The organism is Ralstonia sp. Ralssp110 (assembly GCF_047325135.1).
Lineage (GTDB): Bacteria > Pseudomonadota > Gammaproteobacteria > Burkholderiales > Burkholderiaceae > Ralstonia > Ralstonia mojiangensis.
The window spans coordinates 190,758-216,432 of the sequence record NZ_CP168609.1 but is presented as its reverse complement, the minus strand read 5'-3'; the positions used below and the strand labels follow the sequence as shown (position 1 = coordinate 216,432).

At 65.0% G+C, this 25,675-nt stretch carries 20 protein-coding genes; 7 read left to right on the top strand and 13 right to left on the bottom strand.

Annotated features, from left to right (window positions below):
• Position 1 precedes the first annotated feature (1 nt).
• Both otsB and otsA read left to right on the top strand, forming a co-directional pair.
• Positions 2–802, top strand: coding sequence for a trehalose-phosphatase (otsB, locus tag ACEN9T_RS01605; protein WP_092971948.1), 801 nt, complete (start codon positions 2–4; stop codon positions 800–802).
• Positions 799–2,241 (top strand): alpha,alpha-trehalose-phosphate synthase (UDP-forming), encoded by a 1,443-nt coding sequence (otsA, locus tag ACEN9T_RS01600; RefSeq protein ID WP_413706220.1) that lies wholly within the window; start codon positions 799–801, stop codon positions 2,239–2,241. Before otsB ends, otsA begins: the two co-directional genes overlap by 4 nt.
• A gap of 9 nt (positions 2,242–2,250) precedes the next feature.
• On the opposite strand, the gene ACEN9T_RS01595 is transcribed toward otsA, so the two are convergent.
• From ACEN9T_RS01595 to ACEN9T_RS01585, 3 genes are all read right to left on the bottom strand, one after another.
• Positions 2,251–3,027 carry a Mut7-C RNAse domain-containing protein gene (locus ACEN9T_RS01595; RefSeq protein ID WP_092971949.1) on the bottom strand — a complete coding sequence of 259 codons (777 nt, stop codon included), beginning with the start codon at positions 3,025–3,027 and terminating at the stop codon, positions 2,251–2,253.
• Positions 3,028–3,156: 129 nt separating this feature from the next.
• A complete protein-coding gene (locus ACEN9T_RS01590) occupies positions 3,157–3,486 on the bottom strand; it encodes a hypothetical protein (protein WP_252694223.1) in 330 nt (109 codons plus the stop codon).
• A gap of 97 nt (positions 3,487–3,583) precedes the next feature.
• Positions 3,584–4,528, bottom strand: coding sequence for a LysR family transcriptional regulator (locus tag ACEN9T_RS01585; protein ID WP_092971951.1), 945 nt, complete (start codon positions 4,526–4,528; stop codon positions 3,584–3,586).
• A 340-nt stretch (positions 4,529–4,868) separates the two neighbouring features.
• On the opposite strand from ACEN9T_RS01585, the gene ACEN9T_RS01580 reads away from it, so the two are divergent.
• The 4 genes from ACEN9T_RS01580 to ACEN9T_RS01565 all read left to right on the top strand — a co-directional run bounded on the left by ACEN9T_RS01580 (position 4,869) and on the right by ACEN9T_RS01565 (position 12,225).
• On the top strand, positions 4,869–5,960 hold the full coding sequence (locus ACEN9T_RS01580) for an alpha/beta hydrolase (protein ID WP_092971952.1): 1,092 nt from the start codon (positions 4,869–4,871) through the stop codon (positions 5,958–5,960).
• Positions 5,961–6,075: 115 nt separating this feature from the next.
• Positions 6,076–7,386, top strand: coding sequence for an efflux RND transporter periplasmic adaptor subunit (locus ACEN9T_RS01575; protein ID WP_413706219.1), 1,311 nt, complete (start codon positions 6,076–6,078; stop codon positions 7,384–7,386).
• A gap of 47 nt (positions 7,387–7,433) precedes the next feature.
• Positions 7,434–10,640 carry an efflux RND transporter permease subunit gene (locus ACEN9T_RS01570; RefSeq protein WP_092971954.1) on the top strand — a complete coding sequence of 1,069 codons (3,207 nt, stop codon included), beginning with the start codon at positions 7,434–7,436 and terminating at the stop codon, positions 10,638–10,640.
• 25 nt (positions 10,641–10,665) lie between these two features.
• Positions 10,666–12,225: an efflux transporter outer membrane subunit gene (locus ACEN9T_RS01565; protein ID WP_413706218.1), complete on the top strand. Its 1,560-nt coding sequence runs from the start codon at positions 10,666–10,668 to the stop codon at positions 12,223–12,225.
• Between the two features lie 70 nt (positions 12,226–12,295).
• Here the strand turns inward: ACEN9T_RS01565 and ACEN9T_RS01560 are convergent, their stop codons facing one another.
• The 9 genes from ACEN9T_RS01560 to ACEN9T_RS01520 all read right to left on the bottom strand — a co-directional run bounded on the left by ACEN9T_RS01560 (position 12,296) and on the right by ACEN9T_RS01520 (position 23,532).
• The gene (locus tag ACEN9T_RS01560; protein ID WP_413706217.1) at positions 12,296–13,138 is read right to left on the bottom strand and encodes a hypothetical protein; all 843 of its coding nucleotides are present in this window, start codon (positions 13,136–13,138) and stop codon (positions 12,296–12,298) included.
• Entirely contained in the window at positions 13,135–14,196 is a 1,062-nt protein-coding gene (locus ACEN9T_RS01555; protein WP_413706216.1) for a YaiO family outer membrane beta-barrel protein, read from the bottom strand. Before ACEN9T_RS01555 ends, ACEN9T_RS01560 begins: the two co-directional genes overlap by 4 nt.
• 87 nt (positions 14,197–14,283) lie before the next feature.
• Entirely contained in the window at positions 14,284–16,134 is a 1,851-nt protein-coding gene (locus ACEN9T_RS01550) for a polysaccharide deacetylase family protein (RefSeq protein WP_413706215.1), read from the bottom strand.
• Positions 16,131–17,117: a hypothetical protein gene (locus ACEN9T_RS01545; protein ID WP_413706214.1), complete on the bottom strand. Its 987-nt coding sequence runs from the start codon at positions 17,115–17,117 to the stop codon at positions 16,131–16,133. The genes ACEN9T_RS01550 and ACEN9T_RS01545 overlap by 4 nt, the downstream gene beginning before the upstream one ends.
• A 10-nt stretch (positions 17,118–17,127) precedes the next feature.
• Entirely contained in the window at positions 17,128–18,171 is a 1,044-nt protein-coding gene (locus ACEN9T_RS01540) for a hypothetical protein (protein WP_413706213.1), read from the bottom strand.
• The gene (locus ACEN9T_RS01535; RefSeq protein WP_092971959.1) at positions 18,168–19,493 is read right to left on the bottom strand and encodes a glycosyltransferase family 2 protein; all 1,326 of its coding nucleotides are present in this window, start codon (positions 19,491–19,493) and stop codon (positions 18,168–18,170) included. The genes ACEN9T_RS01540 and ACEN9T_RS01535 overlap by 4 nt, the downstream gene beginning before the upstream one ends.
• Before the next feature lie 21 nt (positions 19,494–19,514).
• On the bottom strand, positions 19,515–20,666 hold the full coding sequence (wecB, locus tag ACEN9T_RS01530) for a non-hydrolyzing UDP-N-acetylglucosamine 2-epimerase (RefSeq protein WP_413706212.1): 1,152 nt from the start codon (positions 20,664–20,666) through the stop codon (positions 19,515–19,517).
• A gap of 551 nt (positions 20,667–21,217) precedes the next feature.
• Positions 21,218–22,519 carry an MFS transporter gene (locus ACEN9T_RS01525; RefSeq protein ID WP_413706211.1) on the bottom strand — a complete coding sequence of 434 codons (1,302 nt, stop codon included), beginning with the start codon at positions 22,517–22,519 and terminating at the stop codon, positions 21,218–21,220.
• Between the two features lie 206 nt (positions 22,520–22,725).
• Positions 22,726–23,532, bottom strand: a complete 807-nt coding sequence (locus ACEN9T_RS01520) for a putative hydro-lyase (protein ID WP_092971961.1) — start codon at positions 23,530–23,532, stop codon at positions 22,726–22,728.
• A 227-nt stretch (positions 23,533–23,759) separates the two neighbouring features.
• Between ACEN9T_RS01520 and ACEN9T_RS01515 the strand changes: the two genes are divergently transcribed.
• On the top strand, positions 23,760–24,674 hold the full coding sequence (locus tag ACEN9T_RS01515) for a glutaminase (RefSeq protein ID WP_092971962.1): 915 nt from the start codon (positions 23,760–23,762) through the stop codon (positions 24,672–24,674).
• 37 nt (positions 24,675–24,711) lie between these two features.
• Here the strand turns inward: ACEN9T_RS01515 and ACEN9T_RS01510 are convergent, their stop codons facing one another.
• Positions 24,712–25,656, bottom strand: coding sequence for a LysR family transcriptional regulator (locus ACEN9T_RS01510; RefSeq protein WP_092971963.1), 945 nt, complete (start codon positions 25,654–25,656; stop codon positions 24,712–24,714).
• Between the last annotated feature and the right edge of the window lie 19 nt (positions 25,657–25,675).

Genomic DNA, 25,675 nt, shown 5'->3' with positions numbered 1-25,675 from the left:
TTTGTCCAAAAACGTCTCTCCTCAGTCTTCTGCCAACGCAGCGCCGCTGCCCTCGCTCGATCTGGGCCAAACGGCATTCCTCCTGGACTTTGATGGCACGCTCGTCGACATCGCGCCGCAGCCCGATGCCGTGCATGTCTCCGCGCCGCTGCGTGAAACGCTAGCCGCGCTGCACGCCGCAAGCGGGGGCGCATTGGCGATCATCAGCGGGCGCACGGTGCACGACGTGGAGTCTCGTCTGTCGCTGCCGGGGCTCGTCATCGCCGGTGTGCACGGTGCCGAACGCCGCTATGCAGACGGCGGCTTCGTCCGCCTGAACACCGACACCGATGCGCTCGCGCGGCTGGAGAGCGAGTTGCGCGCCGAACTCACACAGTTGTCGACGCAGTTTTCCGGCGTGGTGCTGGAGAGCAAGGGCATCGCTTTCGCCCTGCACTACCGCCACGCACCAGAGGCTGAAAACGCCGTACTGACGGTGGCTGACCGCCTCGCGCGCCGCTATGCCGACCACGTGCGCCTGCAGGCCGGCAAGATGGTTGTCGAACTCAAGCCGCGCGGCGCCAGCAAGGGCGACGTGGTGCACACCCTGATGACCGAGCCGCCCTTCATGGGCCGCACCGTGCTGTTTGCCGGCGATGACCTGACCGATGAAAGCGCCTTCGATGCCGTCAATGCGCTGGAGGGCTGGTCGATCAAGGTGGGCGCAGGCCCGAGCCAGGCGCGCTGGCGCGTGCAAGACGCCGCGGCATTGCGCGCATGGCTGACAACGCTTACGGCCCCGCCCAAGCGAGGTGCCGCATGAGCCGACTCATTGTGGTCTCCAACCGCGTTGCGCCCGTTGCCGAAGGCCAGGGGACGGCCGGCGGCCTGGCCGTGGGTGTGTTCGACGCGCTGCGCGAAACCGGCGGCATCTGGTTTGGCTGGAGCGGTGAAACTGCGACCACCAGCTCGGACACAATCGCGCACGAGCCGAACATCGTCACCAAGGGCAACATCACCTACGCCACCGTCGGCCTGAACCGCAAAGACTACGACCAGTACTACCGCGGCTTTGCCAATGCGACGCTGTGGCCGATCTTCCACTACCGCGTGGATCTCTCCCGCTACGAGCGCCAGGAGTACCACGGCTACCGCCGCGTGAATGCGCAGTTTGCGCATCAGCTCAAGGCGCTGGTGCAGCCTGATGACATCCTCTGGGTGCACGACTATCACCTGATTCCGTTTGCTGCGGAGTGCCGCGCGCTGGGGCTGACCAACCGCATCGGGTTCTTCCTGCACATTCCGTTTCCGTCGCCGGAAATCCTGACGACGATTCCGCCGCATGAAGACCTGATACGGGCGCTCTGTGCGTACGATCTGGTCGGTTTCCAGACCGAGACCGATCGCGTCGCCTTCTACGACTACATCGAGCGCGAGGCGCGGGGCTATATCGAACAGAAGGAACAGAACGGCCCCGTGCACGCCTACGGGCACACGCTGCGTGCCGAGGTCTACCCGATCGGTGTGCACCCGGACGAGATTGCGCAGCAAGCCAAGGCATCGCTGGCGCGGCGCAATCCATTCACGCGGCATGCGAGCCCGCGCGGCGAGCGCGCCGTTGGTCAGGGGCAAGGTCAAGGCCAGCAGCCGCCGAGACTCATCATGAGCGTGGATCGGCTCGACTATTCAAAAGGATTGCCTGAACGGTTCCGAGCATTCGAGCAGTTGCTGGACGATTTTCCGGACCACCGCCGGCACGTGACCTTCATCCAGATTGCGCCAACGTCGCGTCAGGATGTGCAGAGCTATCAGCAGATCCGGCAGCGGCTGGAGGCGGAGTCGGGCCGCATCAACGGCAAGCATTCCGAGCTGGACTGGACGCCCATCCGCTACATCAACAAGCAATACGAACGGCGCGTGCTGATGGCGCTCTTCCGCAGCTCGCAGATCGGCTATGTCACGCCGTTGCGCGATGGCATGAACCTTGTCGCCAAGGAATACGTGGCCGCGCAAGACCCGGAAGACCCGGGCGTGCTGGTGCTCTCGCGCTTTGCCGGCGCGGCGCGCGAGCTGGATGCCGCGCTGATCGTCAACCCGTACGACACGCGCGGCATGGCCGAGGCACTGAACCGCGCATTGACGATGCCACTGGAAGAGCGCAAGGCGCGCTACGCCCACATGATGGATCGGCTGCGGGCCGCCAACCTCACCATCTGGCGCGAGCGGTTTGTGGCCGACCTGCGCAACGCGTCGTCGCAGTAATCAGGCGCGTCAGGCGCCTGCGCTGCCAGTACGCGACATACGCTCGGCGGCTTCCGGTATGTCTGACGATGCGTCGGCCTGGGGCGACAGCATGTCGGCCAATACGGCATTCATGCGTGCCCAGTGCGAACCGGGCCAATAGATACGCCGACAGACATCGCAGGTGCTAAAGAGGCGTTGGCGCTCGCGCACGCGCGGCGGCACGCTGGCGGAAGCCTCTTCCGGGCTTAGCATCCGCAGCAGCACATTGCATTCGAGACAGCGTGAGAACGGCTTGGCCACATCAGCCAGCCGCAGGCGCGTGACGATTTCGCGCATCTGCGCCTGCGGCTCCCGCGCGCGGATGAATGCGCCCCGGCGGATGCCGCGTCGCTTGAGAAGCTCACGGTCACGCGAGAGCACGATCCAGTCTTCGCCCAGGGCCAGCGCTTCGATGGCCGCGTCGGCATAGTTGTTGTCGTAGGCGGTGTCAAAGCCCGCCATGCGCAGCAGCCGAGCCGTGGCCCCCAGGTGGGCGTCGCACAGAAAATGCAGCGGCGCGGTCGGCAACAGGGGCTCCACGGCTGACACGGCAACGTGCCCCCGGCCGGGCAACATGGCCTCCAGCCCCATGGGGGCACCATCCACCAGCACTTGCCCCACTTCGGTATGCGGCACGCCAAGCGCCTCGATGGCGTGCTTGAGCGTGGCGCCCTCTGCCCACGCGCGCACAACGGGATGCCCGCGCAACGCCATCGGAAGAAGCGGCGCCAGACTGGAATCGAACGTGAGGATGACGGTCTGCATGCCTGCCACGATACTCCCAACCCAACATCGGCGCCCTGGCGCCCCGGTTCTCGCGCCAATAAAAATGCGGCGTGACCGGTGAAGTCACGCCGCAAACAGGGAGGAGGAGAAATTCAGTTGGTGCGCGGCTTATGCGCGCGATGCAGCGCCACCGTTCGGATAGCTCGCATCGCCATTCCACGACAGGTAGCCATACGTGTCGGCCTGGCGATCCGCGCCTTGGCTGTACGGATCAAAGCGATCGTTCTTCCACGACAGATAGCCGTAGGTGTCTGCCTGGCGGTCGGCGCCTTGGGTGTATGGGTCGAAGCGGCCCGCCTGCGTCGCGGCCGGTGCGTCAAAGTTGGGCTGGATGGAAGCCGTTGCAGGCTGCGACAGCAGCGCGGCGGAAGCCGATACGGTGGCCACCATAGCCAGGACGGCGCGGCGGGAAAAAGCGGAGAAGAGGCGGGAGTTCATGATCTGTTCCTTGTTCGTTTGCGCTCGTTGTTGCGCTTGGAGGGCAGAATAGATCGTTGCTCCCGCCTGATAAATGCGACTTTTCAGAAATAACTGTTCAGGCGGCGCTAACAATCTGCAGCCGGGGATTTTCCTTGAGCTGCAGGCACGGATGGTCGGCAAACAGCGTCGCCACCCAGTCGACGAACACCCGCACCTTGGGCGACAGATGCCGGTTGTGCGGATACACCACCGAGATGGGCACCGGCTCGGAAATATGATCCGGCAGCACCTCCACCAGCGCGCCCGACATCAGGTGCTCGTACACCAGGAAGCGCGAGGTCTGCAGCAACCCCAGGCCATGCAGGCCGCATGCCACGGCCGACTCGGCATCGTTGACGGACACCATGCTGCGCACCTTGTGGATCTGCTTCTGCCCGTCGATCACGAAATCCCAGTCCATGCGGCGGCCATTGCGCGCAGAAAAGTAATTCACCGCTGTGTGGTCCTGCAGGTCTTCCAACGTCAGGGGCGTGCCGCAGCGGGCCAGATATTCGGGCGAGGCGCAATTGACCATCGACAGTTGGCCGATGCGGCGCGCGACAAGGCTGGAGTCCTGCAATTCGCCGCCACGCACGGCGCAATCCACGCCCTCCTGCACGAGGTCGACAGTGCGGTCGCTCATGCCGATCTCCAGCTGAAGATCGGGGTACGCCTCGTGAAAATCGCGAATGCGCGGCACGAGCAACCGTTTGCCAATCGACGCAGGCACGTCGATGCGCAGGGTGCCGCGTGCGCCCGATGCGCTTTGTGAAAACGCGGCCTCGGTCTCTTCCAGATCGCCGAGCAGACGCACGCAGCGTTCGTAGTACGCAGCGCCATCGGCGGTGACATTGACGCGGCGCGTGGTCCGGTGCAACAGGCGCACGCCGAGATGCGCCTCAAGGCTTTGCACCAGGTTCGTCACCGTGGCGCGGGGTAACTGAAGGCTGTCGGCAGCCTTGGTGAAGCTGCTGGCTTCCACGACACGCGTGAAAACCTGCATGGCCTGCAAGCGATCCATCTGCGGCTCCTTAAGGACGGACTCCACGGGGCGGGCGCACTGCCCGAATCAAAACGGGCAATGCGCCGGACCTGTGGAATCAAGGGGTCTGCTTGTGCTCGAGAAACGCAACGCGCTCTGAGCATGAGGCGCGATCAGGAAGGCGGCGACTACGGGTTTTCGCAGTGCAACAAGATCGGCCTCGAGCAATGACACTTTGTAGCACAACCGCAAATTTTGATTGTTCGGCTGCAACTAATAGTGATGTCTGATTATAGGCATTTATCCGCGGTCGTCTAATCACCATCATTCAGCCCATCGATATCCGGGTTATCCGCAAAGGTAAGCCCCGCCTGACATCATGGGTTCTTCTCCGCCGCGCCTCGTTGTTTCGGATCGCTCGCTGACCAGCGATGCGGCTTCAGCCGCTGTTCGTCCAGCACGGCCGTACGCAACGTCCGCCCCCACAAATGTTGCACTGAATAACAAATTGCGCAGTGCAGCATCCAAGCTGCCTGAGCAAGCTTCTGCGTGCGAGGAAACGGCTGGTGCGGGGCCGCTGCCGCGCGAGGTCACGTCCGAAGACTATTGGACGCAGGGTTACGCCAGCCGCATCCGCCTGCGGGTGTTCCGCCCTGAAATGCACGCCGACGATGCCGCCGCGCCGTTGCGCCGCCCCGGCGTGCTGTACCTGCACGGCGGTGGTTTCGTACGCGGCTCGATTGACGATGCCGATGCGCCGGCGCGCCTCCTGGCCGCCACATTGCCGGCAGTGGTGGTCACGGTCGGCTATTCGCTCGCTCCGGCTGCACCTTTTCCGGCCGCGCCCGAAGATGTGTACGCCGCGCTGTGCTGCATGGCAGACCATGCCGGTGCATGGGGTATTGACCGTCGCCGCATGGCGGTGGCCGGGCATGACGCCGGCGGCAACCTGTCTGCCGCGCTCACGATGATTGCGCGCGACCGCGGCGGCCCCAACCTGCGCGCGCAGGTCCTGATCGCGCCGATGCTCGATCCGACCATGGCCCGTGTGCGTCCCGACCACCTGGCCGACGCCGACAACTCGGCCGAAGTCTGCGCCGATTGCTATCGCCAATACCTGCCCCGCCCGACCGAGCGCGTGCACCCCTACGCCGCACCGGTGGAATCGCGCCGCCTGCAGGGCCTGCCCCCTGCCCTGCTGCTCACCGCGCCGCAAGACCTGTTGCGCACGGAAGCCGAGCGCTATGCCGCGTGCCTGATTGAAGCGGGCGTCGTCACGCAAGTCGTGCGCGTGAACGAGGCCTGCCATGACTCGATTGCCATGAGCGCGGTGGCGCAAGACGAGATGACGTGCTTCCTGCGCTGGCACCTCGGGATGACACGTCAAGCGGCTGCGCCACGCAAACGCCGTGCACGTGCGGATCGAAAGGACCGCACCTCCATCGACCCGACCGCGGAGACGCCTGGCTGAACCCATACAACAAGAAACGGAGTGCGAGGCCGCCCGCGTGTTTCTACGCTGCGGCCAAAGCGCTTTTATCCAGTCTTTTTCTCTTTGCTTACCCAACAAAATCGAGAGAGTCATCATGAGCCTGTCCAAACGCACACTCGCCATTTCGGTTGCCGCCGTGCTCGGCGTAGCAGCTGTGGGCACCTACGGTCTGGTCTCCAGTGCCGGCGCATCGCAGCAGCCCGCCGCCGCCCCCGCCGCCACGCCGGTCGATGTGGCGCCGGTCCTGGCCAAGAACGTGGCCGAATGGGACGAGTTTTCCGGCCGCATTGAAGCCGTTCAACGCGTTGAAGTCCGCCCGCTGGTGAGCGGCACCGTCACCGCCGTCCACTTCAAGGACGGCAGCATCGTCAAGAAGGGCGACGCGCTGTTCACCATCGACCCGCGCCCCTACGCTGCCGAAGTCGCCCGCACGCAAGCCGCGCTGACGGCCGCCAAATCGCGCGTGGCCTACACCACGTCGGAGCTGGACCGTGCACGAAAGCTGGTGGCCGACAACGCCATCGCGCGCCGCGAGTTCGAAGAGAAGGAAAACGCCGCACGCGAGGCACAGGCCAACCTGCAAGGCGCCGCTGCCGCGCTGGACGCCGCCAAGCTGAACCTGGAGTACACGCACATCGTGGCGCCGGTCGCAGGCCGCGTGTCGCGCGCAGAAATCACCGTCGGCAACGTCGTCTCTGCCGGTGGCGCTGCGCCGGTGCTGACCACGCTGGTGTCGGTCTCGCCGATGTACGTGGCGTTCGATGCGGATGAGCAAAGCTACCTGCGTTACTCCGCCAAGGCCGCCCAGGGCGCCAAGACCCCGGTCTACATCGGGCTGGCCAATGAAGACGGCTACACGCGCGAAGGCGTGATCCAGTCCGTCGACAACCGGCTGGACGTGCGCTCGGGCACGATCCGCGTGCGCGCCACGCTGGACAACGCCGACGGCCGCCTCACGCCGGGCCTCTACGCCCGCGTGCGCATGAGCACCGGCGCACCGCACGACGCCATCCTCATCAGCGACAAGGCCATCGGCACGGACCAGGACAAGAAGTTCGTCCTGGTGGTGGATGCCGCCAACAAGACGAGCTATCGCCCGGTTGTGCTGGGCGCCTCCATTGACGGCCTGCGCGTGGTGAAGTCGGGCCTGAAGGCGGGTGACCGCATCGTCGTGAACGGTATCCAGCGCGTGCGCCCGGGCGACGCCGTGGCACCCAACGCGGTGACCATGGACAGCCTGGTCACCAAGCGCGTGGTGTTGCCCGGTGCACAGCCCGAAGCCCCCGCCGCGCCCGCCGAAGCCAAAGCCGAAACACCCGCCGCGCCCGCCGCCAAGGCCGAAACCAAGCCCGCCAACGCCAAGACCGCAGCCAACGCCCAACGTCTTCCGGCCGACCGCGCCTGATTGCACCGATTGCGCTAAATCGCGACTGAAACTCATCGCTCACAGCCATGAACTTCTCTAAATTTTTCGTGGACCGCCCGATCTTTGCGGGCGTGCTATCCACGCTGATCCTGCTGATCGGGATCATCTCGATCTGGCGATTGCCGATCTCGGAGTACCCCGAGGTCGTACCGCCTTCGGTGGTGGTGCGCGCGCAGTTCCCGGGCGCCAACCCGAAGGTGATTGCCGAGACCGTCGCCTCGCCGCTCGAAGAGCAGATCAACGGCGTCGAGAACATGCTCTACATGCAGTCGCAAGCCAACAGCGACGGCAACCTGACCACGACGGTCACCTTCAAGCTGGGCACCGACCCGGACAAGGCACAGCAGCTCGTGCAGAACCGCGTGTCGCAGGCGCTGCCGCGTCTGCCCGACGTGGTGCAACGCCTGGGCGTGACGACCGTCAAGAGCAGCCCCGACCTGACGATGGTGGTGCACTTGCTGTCGCCCAACGACCGCTACGACATGACGTACCTGCGCAACTACGCGGTGCTGAACGTCAAAGATCGTCTCGCACGGATCAGCGGCGTGGGCCAGGTGCAGCTGTTCGGCTCGGGTGACTACTCGATGCGCGTATGGCTCGACCCGAACAAGGTGGCCGAGCGCGGCCTGACTGCCAACGAAGTGGTCAAGGCCATCCGCGACCAGAACGTGCAGGTGGCAGCTGGCGTGATCGGCGGCTCGCCCTCGGTGCCGGGCACGGATCTGCAACTGTCGGTCAACGCGCAGGGCCGGCTGAAGACCGAGCAGGAATTCGGCGACATCATCCTCAAGAGTTCGCCCGACGGCGCCGTCACGACCCTGCGTGACGTGGCCCGCATCGAGCTGGCCGCATCGGAATACGGCCTGCGCTCGCTGCTGGACAACAAGCAGGCGGTGGCCATTCCGATCTTCCAGGCGCCGGGTTCCAACGCGCTGCAGATTTCGGATGACGTTCGCAAGACGATGGCCGAGCTGAAGGAAGACTTTCCCGAAGGCGTCGACTACCGCATCGTCTATGACCCGACGCAGTTCGTCCGCTCGAGTATCGAAGCCGTCACGCACACGCTGCTGGAAGCGGTGGCGCTTGTGGTGCTGGTGGTGATCCTGTTCTTGCAGACGTGGCGTGCGTCGATCATTCCGCTGCTGGCGGTGCCGGTGTCCATCATCGGTACGTTTGGCCTGATGCTGATGTTCGGCTTCTCGATCAACGCGCTGTCGCTGTTCGGGCTGGTGCTGGCGATCGGGATCGTGGTGGACGATGCCATCGTGGTGGTGGAAAACGTCGAGCGGAACATCGCCGAAGGGTTATCGCCACGCGAGGCCACCTACAAGGCCATGCGCGAGGTGAGCGGCCCCATCATCGCCATTGCCCTGACGCTGATTGCCGTGTTCGTGCCGCTGGCTTTCATGACGGGCCTGACCGGTCAGTTCTACAAGCAGTTCGCGCTGACGATCTCCATCTCGACCGTCATCTCGGCCTTCAACTCGCTCACGCTGTCGCCGGCGCTGGCCGCCCTGCTGCTCAAGAGCCATGACGCGCCAAAGGATTGGCTGGCGCGCACGATGGACAAGGGCCTCGGCTGGATCTTCCGCCCGTTCAACCGCGTGTTTGGTGCCGCATCGGAATCGTATGGCCGCAGCACGTCGCGCGTGATCGGCCGCAAGGCAGTGATGCTGGGCATCTACCTGGCCTTGATCGGTGCGACTGCGCTGCTGTTCAACAAGGTGCCGGGCGGCTTCGTGCCGATGCAAGACAAGCAGTACCTGGTGAGCTTCGCGCAACTGCCGGACGGTGCATCGCTGGACCGCACGGAAGACGTGATCCGCCGCATGTCGGACATCGCCCTCAAGCACCCCGGCGTGGAAAGCGCCGTGGCCTTCCCGGGCCTGTCGATCAACGGCTTCACCAACAGCCCGAGCGCCGGCATTGTGTTCGTCACGCTCAAGCCATTTGACGAGCGCAAGACGCCCAACCTGTCGGGCGGGGCAATCGCAGGGCAGCTGAACCAGCAATACGGCGCCATCAAGGACGCCTTCATTGCGGTGTTCCCGCCGCCGCCCGTGCAAGGCCTCGGCACGGTGGGTGGCTTCAAGCTGCAACTGGAAGACCGCGGCTCGGTCGGCTACGAGCAGCTCTTTGCCGCCACGCAGGCCTTCATGGCCAAGGCACGCAAGACGCCTGAGCTGGGCCCGTCGTTCTCGAGCTACCAGATCAACGTGCCGCAGTTGAACGCAGACCTGGACCGCGTGAAGGCCAAGCAGCTTGGCGTGCCGGTGACCGATGTGTTCGACACCATGCAGGTGTACCTGGGCTCGCTGTACGTGAACGACTTCAACCGCTTCGGCCGCACGTATCAGGTCAAGGTGCAGGCAGACGCGCCGTTCCGCGCCCATGCAGAAGACATCCTGCAGTTGAAGACGCGCAACGCCGCTGGCGACATGGTTCCGCTGTCATCGCTGCTGCGCGTCTCGCAAGGCTTCGGGCCGGACATGGTGGTGCGCTACAACGGCTACACCGCTGCCGACATCAACGGTGGCCCCGCGCCGGGCTTCTCGTCGGGTCAGGCACAGGCGGCAGTGGAACGCATCGCGCATGAAACGCTGCCCAAGGGTGTGCGCTTCGAGTGGACGGATCTGACGTATCAGCAGATCCTGGCCGGCAACTCGGCCGTGTGGATCTTCCCGATCTGCGTGCTGCTGGTGTTCCTGGTGCTGGCTGCCCAGTACGAAAGCCTGACGCTGCCGCTGGCCGTGATCCTGATCGTGCCGATGAGCCTGTTTGCCGCCATGCTGGGCGTGTGGGTCTCGCATGGAGACAACAACATCTTCACGCAGATCGGTCTGGTGGTGCTGGTGGGGCTGGCGTGCAAGAACGCGATCCTGATCGTGGAGTTTGCGCGCGAGCTTGAGCTGCAGGGTCGCACCATCGTGGAAGCCGCCATCGAGGCCTGCCGCCTGCGTCTGCGCCCGATCCTGATGACGTCGATCGCTTTCATCATGGGCGTGGTGCCCCTGGTGGTGTCGACCGGCGCCGGCGCGGAAATGCGCCATGCCATGGGCGTGGCCGTGTTCGCGGGGATGCTGGGTGTGACGCTGTTCGGCCTGTTCCTCACGCCGGTGTTCTACGTGCTGCTGCGCACGCTGGCGGCACGCCGTGGCCAGCGCTCTGAAGATGCACCCGATCGTGATCTGGACCTGGATGGTGCGCTGCCCGTGCCGTCGACCCAGCACTAAGGTCAACACTCATCAAGACATCGTTATGAACGCGTCGACACAACAACAAACAGGTCCGGCCATGCGGTCGGGCCGCTGGACCCCGCTGGCGCTGGCCGCCGCGCTGTTCCTCGCGGCCTGCTCGCTCGCCCCGACCTACGAGAAGCCGGACGTTGGCACACCCAACGCCTTCAAGGAAGCTGCACAACCAGCGGACGCACCGCTGGCCGCAGGCGAGCAAGGCAAGTGGAAGACCGCCGAGCCCGCGCTGCCCGCCGACGGCGCGTGGTGGAAGATCTTCAACGACCCGACGCTCGACAAGCTCGAAGCGCAGGCCGCTGAAGCCAGCCCCACACTGGCCGCCGCAGCCGCACGCGTGAACCAGGCGCGTGCCTTCGTGCAGGCCAACCGTGCATCGCTGTTCCCGGAACTGGATGCGGGCTTCGGCCCGACGCGCCAGCGGGCGTCGGCGGCATCGGCTGGCTTGCCAGTTGGCGCGCCCGTGCAGCCGCAGACGTACTGGCGTGCGCAGTCCACCGTGGCGTATGAGGTCGACCTGTTCGGCCGCGTGCGCAACAACATCGATGCCGCCGGCGCCGATGCCGAGCGTGTCGAAGCGCTGTACCGTGCCGCCCGCCTCTCATTGCAGGCCGACGTGGCGCAGACGTACTTCAGCCTGCGCACGCTGGATGCGGAAGAGGCCTTGCTGTCCCGCACGCTGGTCGGCCGTGAAGAGGCGCTCAAGCTGGTGCAGCGCCGCTTCAACACCGGCGACATTGGCGAGCTGGACGTTGCCCGCGCCGATGCAGAACTCGCCACGGCACGCTCCGACCGCATCGGCGTACAACGTCGTCGCGCGGTGCTGGAGCATGCACTGGCAACGCTGCTGGGCAAGGCACCGGCCGATTTCACGATGGGCACCGACCCCCTGCAATCTGCCGACGTGCGCGTACCGGCCGGGCTCCCTTCCGCCCTGCTGGAACGCCGCCCCGACGTAGCCGCGGCGGAACGCTCGATGGCTGCTGCCAACGCGCGCATTGGCGTGGCGCGTGCGGCGTTCTTCCCGCAACTGCAACTCACGGGTGGCTTCGGCTACGAGTCGCACGACATCGGCGACCTGCTCAAGTGGGGCAGCCGTACGTGGATTCTCGGGCCGCTGGTGGGCACCGCGCTGTCGCTGCCGATCTTTGACGGGGGCGCACGCAGTGCTGGCGTGAAGCAAGCGCGTGCGGCGTACGAAGAGAACGTTGCCAACTACCGCGAAAGCGTGCTCGTCGCCTTCCGCGAGGTGGAAGACAACCTGTCGGAACTGCGCCTTCTGGCCGACCAATCCAAGGCCCAGGACGATGCCGTACGCGCTTCCACGCGTGCAGCGCAACTCTCGCGCACGCGCTACAACGCGGGGTCGGTCAACTACCTGGACGTGATCGATGCCGAGCGCAACATGCTGTCCGCCGAACGTATCGGCGTGCAACTGGCCGGCAGCCGCATGAACTCCACGGTGGGGCTCATCAAAGCGCTGGGCGGCGGCTGGGGCGATCTGCCGCCAGCCGCACCGGCCAACGCGTCTAACGCAGCCCAGCCCGCAACGGTGGCGCAGCAGTAAGAATTTCTCTCCTCTCTCTCTGGAAAGCGAGATCTGCGCGGCTTCGGCCGCGTTTTTTTTTTTCGTGCGTTCAGCGCGAACCTCTGGCCCCGCGCGCGTTCCAGCTCATCGCCCACGCATAGAAGCCGACCAGCGTGCCGAACTGCAGGAACACCGCCCACAGCAGAAAGATCTGCGGGTACCAGAGCATCGACCCCTTGAGCAGCACCACAGATGCCAGCGTGTACTGAAACGGAATGAAGACCGTCAGATACGCCATGCCCATGACGGACAACACCAGCTTGCGGATCAGGCCAAAGTCCAGCACGTTGTAGATCAGCGCATAGAGCCACGGTGTGATCAGCACAACCACGACCGACGCCTGCGTGAGCGAGCCGATCGACCCTCCGCCGTCATACGGAAAGCTCGCGGGCCACATGAAGAAGTAGAACTGGGCGCTCGCCTGAACCACGCCAATAAAGCGCAGCCAGTACGCCAGCGGCAACGCACGGCCGCCGATGAAGCGGGTGCCGAACAGCAACGCCAGCGTGACGATCATCCCGACCAGCCATTGCACGGCAGTGGGCAACGCGGCATCGCTGTGCGGATACGGAATGGCCCCAAAGCCCGGCACGAGCGCCTTCACGGCCGCCACGCGAACCTGCCCTTCCAGTGCCACGCTCCAGAAACCGATGATGCGTTCCCACAGACGCGCCACGGTTGGCCAGAGCGCGCAGTAGCCGGCGGTGAGCGCCAGCGGAATCCCGAGCACATCGATCCAGCGCGAGAGCGGGAACGCCAGACGCCGCATCGCGCGGTGCATGACGATGCGATCGCCGCGATAGCCGATCACCCGCTTGGGCTCATGCCCGCGCAATCGGCGCTTGGTGGGCAGGTCGTCGGCCGGCCCGTCTTCGATGGGCTTGGCGTTCATCGGAAGCTCCAGCGGAAGCCGATTTCACCGTAGGTGCGGTTGTAGAACGGGTTGTGGTAGTACTGCGCGCCGATGATGAGCAGCAGATCACGCGCGACACGCTCGCGCCACTGGATGGCGTAGCTCATGCTGTTGTAGTCCGCGCGCTCGGTGCCGGTGGTCAATACCTGGTAAGCCTCGCGGGCGTGCTCCACGCGCAGCACGAGCGCGCGCTTTTCGTCGTTGCCGATCGTGGCAGCAATGTACTGGCTCGGGCCGAACACCATGCCGGGATTGGCCCGGTTGAAACGCAGACCGCCCTCCAGCACGACCGACGGGAAATACGCCAGCGAGCTGAGCACCAGCCCCTGGTCATTGCGCACGCTGTCCTGGCCCTGCGCGTAGTAAGCGCCGATGCCGGCCACGAAACGGCGGTCCGGGCCGAACTTGCGATAGCCCGCCACATCCACACGCCACTTCGAAAACAGCTCACTGTTGCCTGTGCCCGCACCGACGAGAACGTAGTAATCCTCCGAGAGATCGCGCGTGAGCGAGAGCGCGCCGTACTGGCCTGCAAAACCAAACCGGCTCTGCCGATCCAGCTCGGCCTGCCAGATGCCATATGAGGTGACCATCATGCCGCGCAAGGCCACTGCCGTGGCACCGCCAAAGCCGTCGCTCATACGGCCGGTGTCGAGCACGGCCTCGATGGCGGCGCGCTCCGGGGCGTAGGGTTCGGGCAGCGGCTCCGGCACGGTGGGCGCGGTGGCGCCGGGCGTCGGCACAGGCGTTGCGGCCAACGCCGTCGCATCCGCCGGCGGGGCGGCACCTTCCTGTGCAACCGGCTGTTCTGCTTCCGTTGCGGCTTCTTGCGGTGTTGCCGGCTCTGCCGGTTGCATCGCTTCGGCGGGTTGTGCCGCTTCTGTCGCTTGCGTCGGTTGTGCCCCTTCCGCGCCTTCCGCGGGCTTGGCGGCGGCATCGTGGGCGGCGGCCGGCTCGGCAGCCTGTGCCCACACCGCTGGCAATGTCATGCCGCAGATGGCAGCCGCCGCCATCCACGCGATTGGAGTTCGGTTCACGCTGGTATTTCCCCGTCTGTTATTGACAGCGGGCGCCGGCCTTTTTTTGATGCGCGGCGGCGGCCCTTTCTGCTTGTTGTCTCGTGCTTAGCTGCCCGTGTTCAACTTGGCAGCAATGGCGAGCTTGGTGCCGGCGCCTGCCACCACCCGCCAGTTGTTTCCCTCCCTGACGATGCTGGCCTGGCCCGTTTCCACACGCGGCTCGGCATAACGATCCGCCGGGAACAGCCATGTCAGGTCGTTCAGTGTTTCCGGATTCTCAGCAATCACGCGCACGTCGCCGCGCTCCGATGTCGTGTGCCACACGGTCTTCTCACGCCGCTCGGCAAACTCGGCCATCTGCGTGATGGTGTGCCAGCGGAAGCGCTTGCGCGCCTCTTCCGCGTCGGCGGCTTCCATCAGTGCGTCAATGGCGTGCAGGTAGCGCACCGCGCCGGGGGGGTGGAAGTAGATCAGGCGGATCTCGCCGGAGTCGGTGGTGAACTTCACCAGCGAAGTCAGCCACGCCGCAATCTCCGCTTCCGGAATGTGCGCCATGTCGGCTTCTTCAATGGTCGCGTACTGGCCATACGTCTGCACTGGGAACGACCAGATGTGCTCGTCGCGCCGGCCGTTGCGATACGTGCGCGTCGGCCCCTGGCCGATGTTGCCGGTGAAGTAATAACCCTTGACGTTGTGCTCGTCCAGCCAGCGCGTCGCCCATTCGGGCTGGTTGCCTGTGGGCGCGGAATACTCGGTCTGCGGCTTGCCGGTCAGTGCCTCGATGGCGTCTGCGTTCTTCTGCAGGTAGGTCTCCATGGTGGCCTGGTTCTCTTCCGTCACGTTCAGGCCGAACCAGTCGTGAATCCAGCCGCCGTGGCTGCCCACCTCGTGCCCTTGCTTCATCAGGCCGTGCACCACTTCCACAAAGGCGGGGTTGTGGGCGAGGTTGACGCCCAAGCCGTCGCCAAACTGGCGCTGGTCAGGGCCGGCGGTGATGTGGAAGCTGAACGGGCCGCGCTTGAACACGCCGTCTTCAATCAGCTTGTCTGTGGCGTCAATACAGATGCGGGCGTCGCAGTGCCAGTTCAGCACCAGGCCACCCACACCCTGCGGCGCCGGCGACAGGCGCGGCTGTTCCAGCACGTGGCCGGCAAAGTAGCTGAGGAAGCCGTGCATCAGCACGCCGTCGGTACGCAGCTTCAGATACGTCAGCGGCAGGTTGACGAACAGCACGTGGCCTTTGCCCACGGTGCGCTCGCCCGCGATGATCGAGTTGTCTTCGGAGCGCAGCAGCACCTTGCCGACGTAGTCGCCCTGCGTGCGCAGGGTCGGGTACTGCAGCATGTCTTGCCCGTAGCCCGACAGCACCGCACGCCCATTCGACACAATCCAGCGCCCCGGCGGAATATGCAGATCGACCATCGCATCGGGTTGGCCATAGACGGTGGCCTGGCTGGCCATCTTTTCGCGCAGCGTTGAATAGAAACCGTACTGCACGCCGGCCAGCGTCGACATGCGCGAGGCGCCATCCTCGTAGAAGCCCTTTTCGTTGAGGATGCCGGCGTCGTACACCTGCATCAGTGCGCCGCCGTCCTGCACGAACTGGCTGATCTGGTTGACGAGCGCGGTGGTCATCGACCGGTGCACGGTGTCGGGCAGGATCACGCCGGCAAATACGCGCTCTCCATTCAACCCGTGGCGCACGAAATCCGACGCCGACATGGTGCGCAGGCGCAAGCCCTCTTCCAGTGCGGCGTCTTCCCACGCCTGCACGTAGATGCGGTTGTCTTGCCCGAAGTTGTCAGGCACCACCAGCACGATGTCGTCGGTCTGCGGGCGGCCTGGGCCGGCGCTGAGGTTGCGTGCCAGCAGCAGCGCGCAGGCCGCAAAGGCAATCAGGATAAGCAGACTGGTCAGGTGCTTGCGCCAGTCGATGCGCTTGGAAGGTGTGCTCATTGGGAAACAGCCAGTGCATGCGAGAGCCCGATCAGCGCGCCCTCTTCCATCAAGTTCCAGCGGCCGGCTGCGCGCCATTGCGGCGCGGCCTGCAGCCACTTTTGCGCGGTCGGTGTATCGCCCAGCGTGTAGGCAGCCCAGGCGATCAGGCCCCACGGGAACGGGTCTGCCTTGCCCGACAGCCACGTCTGCCCGTAGCGGAACTTCCACACCGCCCATTTACGCTGGGCGGCGGAGCCGGTCTCCAGGTCATGCACCCATGGATAGACCGGCGCAACCGCCGTCGGATAGAAGCCGTAGGGCGTGGGCGGCAGGCTCACGCGTGCGGGTTCCAGCGCGCCATTCCGTTGGTAACCATAGGCATGCGCAAGGCCGTCCATCATCTGCTTGTGTGTGGGCAGCGCGGCCAGCTCCAGCGTGTAGTGCAACGATGCCTTGGGGTCGGCGCGCAAGTGCTTGAGTGCCCCGGCCACTTCCACGTTGTCGGCAAAGTAGGCTTCGGGCCGATCGGCAAATGCCTGGAACGTCGCGCGCTTCGGGTCCCACAGGGTGGCGAGGTGCATCAACGCAAGGCTGCAGCTCGCCAGCAGTTGCGGCGGACCATGCAAGACCTCATTGACGAGCAGGCACCAGAACACCGCTTGCGAGTCATCCGCGTCGGCGTGGCCACATGCGGCCCAGCCGTCTGTGCCATTGCGGCAAAGGCGTGGAAACGTTCCATTGGGCTGTTGATACGGCAGCAACCAATTGGCCAGTCCAACCGCCGGGGCTTGCACGTCGGCACCCAGGCGGTGCGCGACCAGCAGCGCTTCGATGGCGACGTAGGGCTCGACGTAATCGCCCTGGGCGAATACGGTCATGGCCCCGTCGGGCGTGGTGAAGTCTTCAAACATCGTGGCACCGTGCGCAGCGGCAGCCGACAGCACAAGCCCGGCCAGCACCGCGCCACAGCGGCGAACGCAAACGCGCCAGAACGTGATCATGCGCACCTCCTTACCCTTCCACACGCGCAAACTCGTGCGCGGTAATCACGCCGTGCACGACGCACCCCGGCGAGACGAACAGGCGGTTGCAGACGAGCGTGGTCGGTGCATCGGGGCGGCCGATGCGGCAGTTCGGCCCGAGCACAATGTCTTCAAAGCCGATGAGCGGGCCCAGCACCGCGCTGCCCGCACCGATTTCCAGGTTCTTGCGCGCCGACAGCGTGCCCGCGATGCGCACGCCATCGCCCGTGCGCAGGTGCCCGTGCGTCTTGATGCTGCCCTGGAGCGCCATGCCACCCGCGACGCGGCAATCGCCGCGCACCACGTAGTCGCAATCGGTTGCCTCGTTGGCCGCGAGCGTGGCATCGCCGTCGAGCACGCGCCGCTCCGTGGCCGGCTTCGGCAAACCGACCGGCTGCGCTGCGCTGCGCACGTCGCCAAACATCACCTCCCCGGCGCCCGCCCGCTCGAAGCGCGCCGGGGCGGCCATCTCGATGCGGTCCTCCGCCGTGACACGGCCTTCGACACGCACGTTGGGCAGCAACCGCACATTACGGCCATGCACCCAGCGCTGCACCACCACGTTCTCGCCCAGTTCGATATCGCCCTCGGCCAGGCAGGCACGCAGGCGGGTATCGCGCTCGACTTCGACATCCTGCTCGACATACAAGTCGGCACGCACGCGGCTGCGTGGGCCCAGCCACGCGTTGCCCCGGAACACGACGATGTGGTTCACCTTGTCGAGCATGCGCGCCAGCCCCGACTGCTCGGCTGCGGGGCGGCCGCGCGGGTCGCGCCCCACGCTCAGTTCTGCGCTCACGGGCACCTCGTAGGCGGCACCTTCGGCACGCATGGCATCAACATCCACGCCGTACTGCTCTTGCAGCCGGCGGCGGAAGCTGTTGGCAAAGAAGGTGAGATTGTTCGGCTGGTCACGCCGCATCGGCAACGGCGCGGAGTCGGTCGGACGCAGCCATTCCGACAACGCCGGCAGGAACGGCAGTACGAGCAGGCCAGCAACCGCGCCGCTCAGCAGCAGCACGCTTCCGATCATGTGCCCTCCGGGCCGGTGTGCACGGGCACCTCGCCAGCCATGATGTTGACCACGCCCGCGGCTTCCGTGCGGAAGCGCTCGGTCTTGTCCCACACCAGTTCGCGCTTTTTCACGGCGTCGATGACTTGCGTCACACCCGCGCGCGCGATCGTCATCATGCTGACCAGGAAGCCGAACAGGTTCAGCGGCAGCAAGCGGATACGGTTGCGATGGCCATCGAGGTAGGTGGCCGCCGCAATCTCGAAGAAGGCCGCATTCGTGCCCAGCCCGCCATAGCACAGCAGCGCCGCCAGAAGAATCCAGCCCGAGACGATGGACTGCGCCGCCGCATAGAACAGGATGACCGCCACCACCCAGCCGGCCAGCTGCACCATCGGCATGACGAAGATCAGCAGCAGCAACGCACCGTCCAGCCGCTCAAGCCGGCTGATGCGGTCATTGGCGAGCAGCTTGCGGATGTTCTGCACCATCACCTGGTTGTGGCCGCGCGACCAGCGGCTGATCTGCTTGAGCCGCACGGGCCAGACTTCGGGCACCTCTTCGTAGCATTCGGAGCGGTTCTGGTAGACCGTTTTCCAGCCGTGCTGCAGCAGGCGGAACGTCACATCGGTGTCTTCGGCCAGCGTGTCGATGTTCCAGCCGCCGATATCGTCCAACGCGCGGCGGCGGATACCCCCCACGGTCCCACCGTACTGCGGCACCAAGCCCAGGTTCATGCGGGCAGTCTGGTCGACCTGGTAGCCGCCGGAGCGCTCCAGATCGAGCAGGCGCGTAAGCAGGTTCGCGCCGGCATTCACCGGCACCACGCGGCCCATGATGGCGCCCACTTCCGGGTCGAAGAACGGGGCCACGAGTTGCTTGATCAGCCCGCGCGCCGGCAGGTAGTCGGCATCGAACACGATCATGATCTCGGCGTCGATCAACTGCGTGGCATCGCGCAACGCAGCCGCCTTGCCGGGCCGGCCTTCGGTGCGGTGGAACAACTGGAAGCGGCCCGGGTTGCGTGCCGCAATCTCGTCGATGATCTCGCGCGTGCGGTCCTTGGAGCGATCGTTGACCGGCATGATGGTCAGCTTGTCGCGCGGGTAATCCACCAGCAGCAGCGCGTTGAGGCAATCGGCAATCACGCGCTCTTCGTTGTGCGCCGCCACGCAGACGACCACGCTCGGCCACACACCCTGTTCAATATCGAGGTACGGCTGACGCTGACGGCCGAACAGCCGGTTCAGTGTGAACAGGTAGTGACGCGCGGTGTAGACGACGAGCAGCGTGATGATGCAGAACGCCAGCACCAGCAGGATATCGATCGCAAGCGTGGACATGGTCTTCGTTGCCTTCGGCCGTCAGGCCGCTTGAAGTTCTTCGCCCAGAAACTCCTGGACATGCGCACAGCCCAAGGCGGCCACGATGCGCTGCGAGGCGAGCCCGTCGCCATATGGGTTCAGGCGCTGCGAGAACGCACGCCAGGCGTCGTCGTTGTCGTACAGGTGGCTGACGGCACCGACGATGCTGTCCACCTCCGTGCCGACCAGGCGCACGGTGCCGGCCTGCACGGCCTCCGGGCGCTCCGTCACGTTGCGCATGACGAGCACCGGCTTGCCCAGCGACGGCGCTTCTTCCTGCACGCCGCCCGAGTCGGTCAGGATCACGTGGGCGCGCTGCATCAGGCGCACGAAGCGGGCGTAGTCCAGCGGCTCGATCAGGTGCACATTCGGCAGGCCTGCCAGCGCGGTCTGCACGGGCCCGCGCACGTTCGGGTTCAGGTGGATCGGGTAGACGATCTGGATGTCGTCGCGGCGCGCCAGCTTGGCCAGTGCCTCGCAGATGTTGGCAAAGCCCGAGCCGAAGTTCTCGCGGCGGTGACCCGTCACCAGCAGCACCTTGCGGTCGTCCTTCAGGAACGGGAAATGCGCATCCAGCTCGGCGCGGAAGGCGTCGTCCTTCAGGATGCGCTGGGTGGTCTGCAGCAGCGCGTCGATCACGGTATTGCCCGTCACCAGGATGCGGCCGCCCAGGTTTTCCGCCTGCAGGTTGCGGCGCGACGAATCGGTCGGGGCGAACAGCAGATCGGCACACACGTCGATGGTGCGGCGGTTCATCTCTTCCGGCCACGGTTGGTAAAGGTCGCCTGTGCGCAGGCCGGCTTCCACGTGGCCGATGGGAATGCGGCGGTGGAACGCCGCCATGGCCGACATCATCGCGGTGGTCGTGTCGCCGTGCACCAGGATGCGGTCGGGGCGCACCGTCTCCAGCACGTCATCAAACGCCGTGAGCAGGCGCGCGCTCAGTCCGTTCAGCGTCTGGTTCTGCGTCATCAGTTCCAGGTCGTATTGCGGCGTGATGTCGAACAGGTCCAGCACCTGCTGCAGCATCTGCTTGTGCTGCCCCGTCACGCAGACGACGGACTCCATGGCCGACTGCTCGGCCAGCGCCTTGACGAGCGGCGCCATCTTGATCGCTTCGGGCCGTGTGCCGAAAACGGAGAGAATTTTCATAGCCGGGTAGAAAGAAGCACGGCATGCGCATCGCAGACGCACATACAGCACACAGGACTGACGAAGGGAATCGGGTGACGCCTCCTCCGTGCCTCCTTCTTGTTCTTATGCGACCGTGGGGGCGGGGAAACCGGGCGTCGTGCAGGCCGCAATTTTCTCAATGAACACGCCATTACCGCCACCCCTCGTTTTTTTAAACAGAAAGGCTGACTAGGATTACCCCTTCTTTAGGGGGTGCCGGAAATAACGGGCGCTAACGGAGAAAATGAGATGAAGGATCACGTGCGTTGCTGAAACTGTCCGCAAGGCGCGGATCCGCACTGACATTGGCGTTGCAGCAGGTTGATTGCCTGAACGCGGATTATCGATGAATCAATCTGCGTTTCATCTTCGGCTTTTCTTGAAGTCGAAGCATGCGTAATTGCAACGCAAATGAAAACACAAAAAGGATAAATTATTCCCACCCATTAGTGGGGTATACCGATTTATCTGAAAAAAACGCGGCGTCTTCCAAACGCCGCGCGCTGTGCACTTTGGGGGAAGCACAGGAGTTAAATCGATTCGAGTTCGCGGCCGCGTGTCTCCGGCAACGTGAGTGCTGCCACGATGAGCAGCCCATAGGCGCCCGCCGCGAAGATGCCAATGGCATGCCCCAGCGACGAATGCGCGCTCACCTGCCCGATCAGGAACGGAAAGCACGCGCCCACAGCCCGGCCAACGTTGTAGCAAAAGCCCTGGCCGGAACCACGCACCGCCGTCGGGAACAACTCGGTCAGGAAGGCGCCCATGCCCGCAAAGATGCCCGAGGCAAAGAAGCCCAGCGGCAGGCCGAGCAGCAGCATTGTGCTGTCGGTCACCTCCAGCTGCGTGTAGGCCAGCGCCACCACCATCGAGCCCACGGCAAACAGGATGAAGTTGCGCTTGCGGCCAAGGCGGTCAGTCAGCACCGCGCTGGTCAGGTAGCCGATGTACGAACCGATGATCACCACGGCCAGATAACCGCCCGTGCCCAGCACGGTCAGATGGCGCTCCGTCTTCAGGAACGTCGGCAGCCACGTGGTGATGGCGTAGTAGCCGCCTTGCGCACCGGTGGTCAGCACGGCGGCACGCAGCGTGGTGCTCAATAGCCGCGGAGAGAAAATCTCGAAGAAGCTCGTACGCTCGGCGGCTTGTGACTTCGCTTCCTGAAACACCTCCGGCTCTTTCACCAGACGGCGCAGGAAGAACACGAACACCGCCGGCACGATCCCCACGAGAAACAACGCGCGCCATGCGGTTTCAGGCGGCATCACGCTGAAGAACCACGCATACAGCAATGCCGACGCGCCCCACCCCAGCGCCCACCCCGCTTGCACCATGCCAACGGCCTTGCCGCGATCCTGCGAGCGAATGGCCTCGCCGATCAGCACCGCGCCAGCCGTCCATTCCCCGCCAAAGCCGAAGCCCATGAGCGTGCGGGCAATCAGCAATTGTTCGTAGTTCTGCGCGAGGCCGCACAGGAAGGTAAACACGGCAAACCAAAGGATGGTGATCTGCAACGCGCGCACGCGCCCGATACGGTCTGACAAGATGCCCGCTACCCAGCCGCCCGCCGCCGATGCCAGCAGCGTGCACGTGCCGATCAACCCCGCATCGGCCTTGGAAAGGCCCCACACGCCGATCAACGTAGGGATGACGAAGCTCAGGATCTGCGTGTCCATCGCGTCGAGCGCGTAGCCCACCTTGCAGCTCCAGAACGTACGGCGCTCCTGCGTGGAGATCTCTCGGTACCAGCGGAACAAACCGCCGGAGTTGGCTGCGGCAGTGGCGTCCGTCCCAGCGGGCGCTCGCGCAACCGTTGCTTCGGTTGTCATGGTGTTTCCTCCTTGTTACTGATGCTGTCTCGATGCGTCTATCGCTTATTGCTATAAACCAGCGCCTCTGCGTGCGCCAGTTGGAACCCCGGTACCCGTCCGTCTTTCGGTCTTTCGGCCTTTCGGTCTTTCGGCCTTTCGGTCTTTCGGCCTTTCGGTCTTTCGGTCTTTCGGTCTTTCAGACTTTTGGTCTTGCAGCTGCGTGTTCAGGCCAACGCCGCGGTACGCAGGTCGGTGATCAACATGTGCCCCGGCGCATGCGTGATGCACAACTCAGGCCGCGCCTGTTGCACCACCGCCTGGGGTGTCACGCCACAAGCCCAGAACACCGGCACTTCGCCCGGCTGCACAGGCACCGCATCGCCCCAATCGGGCTGTGCGAGATCAGCGATGCCGATGGCCGCCGGATCGCCAAAATGCACAGGCGCGCCGTGTGCACGCGGCATGCGCGAGGTGATCTCGATCGAGCGGATGGCATCGGGCACCGACATCGGCCGCATTGACACCACCAGCTTGCCCGCCAGGCGGGACGTGCCGATCGTGTCGACCGACGTGCGATACATCGCCACGTTGCGCGACATGGCGATATGGCGCAGCGGCACGCCCGCTTCCATCAACGCATGCTCGAACGAGAACGAGCAGCCGATGGCGAAGGCGACCATGTCGTCGGTCCACAGCGCTTCAACGTCGGCCGGCTCGTCGGCCAGTTCGCCGTTGCGGTAGACGCGGTAGCGCGGCACGTCGCGGCGCACGTCAACGTCCTGCCCCAGATGGCGGAACACGGGCACGCCGGGTTCGGTCACGTCCAACAGGGGGCACGGTTTCGGGTTGAGTTGGCAGAAGCGCAGAAACTCGTTGGCCCACGTATCGCGCAGCATCACGATATTGGCCTGCACGTAGCCATCGCACAGGCCGCTGGTGTGGCCGCGCAGCACGCCCGAGCGCGCCGCAAGGCGGGCGGAATACGGATTTGCGTACGCCACGCTGGCACCCGGGCGGGTGTGTACGGGCATCGGCGCCGGGTGTTCCGGCACTCTTTTTGCCTGGGCTGTCTCCACTGCCGTCATCATTCAAGCTCTTCCACAAGGTGGTTCGTGCGCCAAATTGTGAAAGCGCGATGAAACGCGGTCCAACGAAAGTTTCGGATTGCAGGCGATAGGAAAAGGTGATTGCCAAGGCGGGTGCCGCATCCGCGCGTGTAGAATCCGTCGCCCCTCCGTTTTGCCGCTCTTCGCCCGACATGGACTACCAAGCGATCCTGGACACCATCCACCGCGACATCCAGCCGTATCTCGGCCAGGGCCGGGTTGCCGACTACATCCCCGAGTTGGCCGGCGCCAGCGCAGCGGATTTCGGCATGGCCCTCGTCACGCTCGGCGGCGACGTCTACACGGTGGGCAAGGCGAATGTGCCGTTTTCGATTCAAAGCGTCTCCAAGCTGTTTGCCTGCACGCTGGCCTTCCAGCTCGAAGGCGAAACGCTCTGGCAACGCGTCGGCCGCGAACCCTCCGGCAATGCTTTCAACTCGCTGGTGCAGCTCGAATACGAGAACGGCATCCCGCGCAACCCGTTCATCAATGCCGGTGCGCTGGTCGTGACCGACGTGCTGTGCCGCCGCTTCGTGCAGGCTGAAACCGCACTGGTGCAATTCATGCGGCGGCTGGTCGACAACCCGCGCATCGACTACGTGCGGCGCGTGGCCGAATCCGAACTGGCCCATGCCGACCGCAATCGCGCAATGGCCCACTTCATGAGGAGCTTTGGCAACCTGCACATGCCGGTGGAAACCGTCATCGATGCGTACTGCCGCCAATGCGCCATCGAGATGGACTGCACCGACCTCGCCCGCGCGGTCCTGTTTCTCGCCAACGGCGGCGTCGTGCCATGGAGCGGCGAGCGCATCGTCGATGCCAGCCCCGCCAAGCGCCTCTCTGCACTGATGCTGACCTGCGGTACCTACGACGCGGCAGGCGACTTCGTCTATCGCGTGGGGCTGCCGGCCAAGAGTGGCGTGGGCGGCGGCATCGTTGCCGTGCTGCCGGGCGAGTTTGGCGTGTGCGTGTGGTCTCCGGGGCTGGACGTCAGTGGCAACTCGCTCGCCGGCCTTCAGGCGCTGGAATGGCTCACGACGCTGACCGGCCGCTCGATCTTCTGACGCTGCCGCGACGGCACGCTTGCGTGGCTCAGGCGGCCTAGGCGGCTTCCGTGTTGCGCTCGACTTCTTCGGCAATGGCATAGCGCGGGCCGACCGACAGGCAGAATTCCCGCGCCATCGTTCGCGCCAGGCCGACAATGGCTTCGTGCACCTCCAGCCCCGCTCCAGCGCGCCACGACGCGATGATCGGCAAAGTGGGCAACGCGGGCTCCACATCCAGTACCGTCAACGCGCCGCTCTCAATGCGGTCGCGTACCAGCACGGTGGGCAACGCGCCCACGCCAAAGCCATCACCCACCAGGCGCGTCATGGCGGCCACCGAATTGACGCAGTTCACGCGCGGTGATTCCACCCCGCTCAGGTGCAGCAGGTTCAGCATGTCTTGATGCGGCCGCGAGTTGCGCACGAAGGTGATGAGCCGTTCGCGCGCCAGTTCACCCAGGCTGCCGTACGGGTGGGCTAGCCGGGAGTTGGTGGCGACCACCCAGTGGATCGGGTACTGCGCGAGCTGCACGTTGCGCACACTTTCGGCGCGCAGCAGATCGGTCTGGAAAGCAATGTCGAGCGCGCCCTTCTGCAAGTGCTCGACGAGGTGCATCGCGCTGTCGGCCACGAGTTCGATTTCCAGCGCAGGAAACATCTCGGCCGTGCGCGCGATGAGCGGCGAGAGCCACGTATGGATGACGCTGTCCATCGCCCCCACCCGCACGCGCCCTTCAAAGCCCGGGCGTTGTGCCACGGCTGCCTGCAACTGGTGCAGCGTGCTCACCATGCGGTCAGCATATTCGAGCACCTTGTGGCCATCGGGCGTGAGTTGCACGCCGCGTGTGTCGCGGTCAAACAGGCGCACGCCCAGCTCTTCTTCCAGCGCGGCAATCCGCGCCGAAATGGACGCCTGCGTGGTGAACAGCTTGTCTGCGGTAAGGCGAAAACTACGCAGCCGCGCCACCCAGACAAAGGTTTCCAGAAAACGTAGGTTCATGCCCTGCCCCTCGTGTTGT